General features: G+C 74.8%; 2 protein-coding genes. Both read right to left on the bottom strand.

Annotated features, from left to right (window positions below; translation table 11 throughout):
• A partial coding sequence (locus G3I42_RS38260; protein WP_164287989.1) for a GNAT family N-acetyltransferase occupies positions 1 to 778 on the bottom strand: 778 nt, incomplete at its 3' end.
• A 14-nt stretch (positions 779 to 792) separates the two neighbouring features.
• A partial coding sequence (locus tag G3I42_RS20515) for a peptidase C14 (protein ID WP_239096577.1) occupies positions 793 to 2,869 on the bottom strand: 2,077 nt, incomplete at its 5' end.

The following is a 2,869-nucleotide window of genomic DNA, read 5'->3' as shown; positions in this document are numbered from 1 at the left end:
GGGGGGTGGGGAGGTGGGTGCGGGCGTGGTGGTGGCCGGTGCGGCGGGCCTCGTGGGCGGTGGCGGTGAGGAGGCGGGTCAGGGTGGGGGTGTCGGTGGGGTCGGCGAGGGCCAGTTCCTCGACGGTCGCGGTGCCGGGGCTCGTGTGGTGGCGGAAGGTCAGGTAGCCGGTGGCGTCGGTGGTGAGGAGGGTCGTGGTGGTGGCCGGGGGGTACCAGGCCGGGACGCGGTGGTGCCAGTCGGCGAAGGTGCGGACGGTGGTGAGGGGGCGCGTCGTGTCGTAGGCGGTGCGCAGCCGGGCGAGGTCGGGGAGGTCGGCGGCCGTCGCCGCGCGGACGCCGCCGGGTGGGCGGGGTGGCGCGGTGAGGGGTCCTTCCCACGCGGGGGCCTCGTACGTGGTCCAGCCCGCGCCCTCGTAGACCCGGGGCGTGCCGGTGAAGAGGAGGGACCAGGCGCAGCCGTCCTCCGTCATCCGGGCCACGGCGAGGTCGAGCATCCGGCGCACGTGTCCCCTCCCGCGCGCCTCGGGGAGTGTCGCGACGCCGCCGAGGCAGGCGACGCGCGCTGCCGCGCCCCCGGGCGCGGTGCGCACGGGCCGCGGCTGGTAGTGGAGCGCGGCGACGAGCCGCCCTGCCTCGGTGGTGACGAGGGTACGGGCGTGGCGTTCCTCGCCGCGCGTCCACAGGGCCGCGACCGGGGCGGGGCCGAAGACCTCCGCCCACAGGGCGCGGAGCGCGGGTTCGTCGGCCTCGGTCGCGGTGCGGTGGTTCGTGGTCATGAGGGCTCCCGGGGTCACAGGAGGAGGTTGGCGGTCCAGCGGACGCGGGGGCCTTCCTCGGGGACGGCCTCGCGTGCGACGCCGTCCTCGGTGCAGTGGGCGTGGACGAGCGTGGAGTCGCCCCGGAAGGCCGCCGGTTCGAGGCGCAGGCGGCCTCCTGTCAGCTCGGCGCCGAGGGCGCTCCAGTGGTGGACGCCCTGGGTGAGGACGGCGTGGGCCGTGGTGGCGGGGGCGGTGGAGCGGAGGGGGCCGAGGTGCCAGTGCGTGGCGGTGTTGGCGGGGCGGTGCGGGCCCGAAGCGAGGAAGGTGTGGTCGGCGTTGTCGCCGCCGAGGCGCGTGGTGCCGCCGCAGGTGAGGCGCTGGCGGCCGGTGGGGGCGTCGAGGACGAGGCCGGTGTCGTGCAACTCGCACTCGGTCAGGCGTAGTTCGGGGCAGGTGACGGTGAGGGGTGCGGCGTCGGGGCCGCTGCCGTTCAGGGTGCACGCGGTGAATGCCACCGTGCTCGTTCCCGCGAGGGTGTTGCCGTCGAGTCCGTCGATGACGCAGCGCGTGAAGTGCACGGGGGTGTCGACGGCGGAGTGGACGAGGACGCTCCGCGCGGGCGGGGCGAAGTGGCAGTCGGTGAGGGTCGTGGGACGCGCGGAGCGGCTGGAGCGGCGGGTGAGCGAGAAGGTGACGGCGGTGCAGCCGCGCAGTTGGGCGCCGTCCGCGTTGACGCTGAGGGTGCCGCCCTTGTCGAAGGTGGGGCGGGCCAGGACGGTGACGTTGTCGAGCGTGAGGTCGGTGATCTTCGTGTCGGCGACGAACCAGGAGCACACGTGGTCGCGCACCGTGATCCGCTTGGCCGACGTCCCCCAGGGCGCGCCGGAGTTGGCGATGTCCATGAGCCCGGAGTTGCCCTGGTAGAGCAGGTCGTGCTCGTACTGGCCGTGGGTCGTGAAAGGGTTGCCGCCGCTGTCGTCCCCGTCGCCGTGGCAGTTGACCACCTGGCAGTGCGCGGAGGCGGTGAGGTCGCTGAGGTGGCGGACGTTGCTGCTCGCGCAGTCGCTGACGCGTCCGTCGAGGCAGTAGATCTGCTGGGTGAGGTAGCCCGCGCCGCCGTACTCGACGGTGGGCGGGTTCTTGAGGGAGCAGCGCTCGGTCGTGAAGCGGGTGTTCCAGCGGCGCATCACGACGGGCCAGAAGGTGCCGGTGGCGTGGATGTCGCGGGCGTGGCAGTCGACCGCGTACTCGAAGGAGACGGGGTGCGAGCCGGTGTACTCGTCGTCCTTCGCGCCGGTGTCCTCGCCCGCGCCGAGAAAGACGAGGTCGCGGACGGTGACGGAGTGGACGGGGCGGACGGGGACCCAGGTCAGTTCGCGTCCGGCGGGCAGTTCCCAGCCGGAGAGGTAGCCGACGCGGACGTGTCCGGCGTCGGGGATCTCGGTGATCTCGACGAGTTTCTGGAGTTCGCGTTCGTACTGGCCGCCGCCCGGCACGGGCGCGCACGTGAGGCTCCACCACTCGCCGACCGCGAAGGCGCCGCTGTCGGGGACGGGGTAGAGGTCGGTGAGTTCGGGGACGCGCCCGGAGAGGGCGTGGGTGAGGGAGCGCGCGGGCTCGGTCGTGCCCGCGAAGGCGAACACGGCGCCGAAGGGGTTGTCGTGGGTGTTGCGGGCGATGCCGCCGGTGTGGACGGTGCGGCCGCCGAAGTCGAGGGTGAGGCGGGAGCGGGTGAAGGTGTGGCGGCGGCGGAGGAGGAGGTCCGTGCGGGCCTGGACGCGGGTGACCGAGGGGTCGGCCGCCATCGCGTCGAGGGCGTCGTCGGCGGGGGTGCGGGGACCGAGGACGCCGAAGGAGCGGAAGTCGACGGTGCCGTCGTGGACTTGGCGCCAGCGGCCCCGGCGGGGGCGCGCGGCGGGCGTGTGGACGAGGCCGCCGTCGGGTGCGTCGCTCGCTTCCGCGTCCCAGCGCAGGAGGGCGCCGCCGCCGTCGCCGGGGGTGCGGTAGCCGCTGAGCAGGGCGTGTTCGCCGTCGGTGAGCCCGTGCGGGGAGCGGTCGAGGAGGGCGGCGAGGGTGGGCCAGGTGCGGGCGGCTTCGGGGGTACGGGCG

Origin of the sequence: Streptomyces sp. SID11385 (genome assembly GCF_010548245.1) — a bacterium.
Lineage (GTDB): Bacteria > Actinomycetota > Actinomycetes > Streptomycetales > Streptomycetaceae > Streptomyces.
This window is presented reverse-complemented; position numbering and strand designations above follow the sequence as displayed.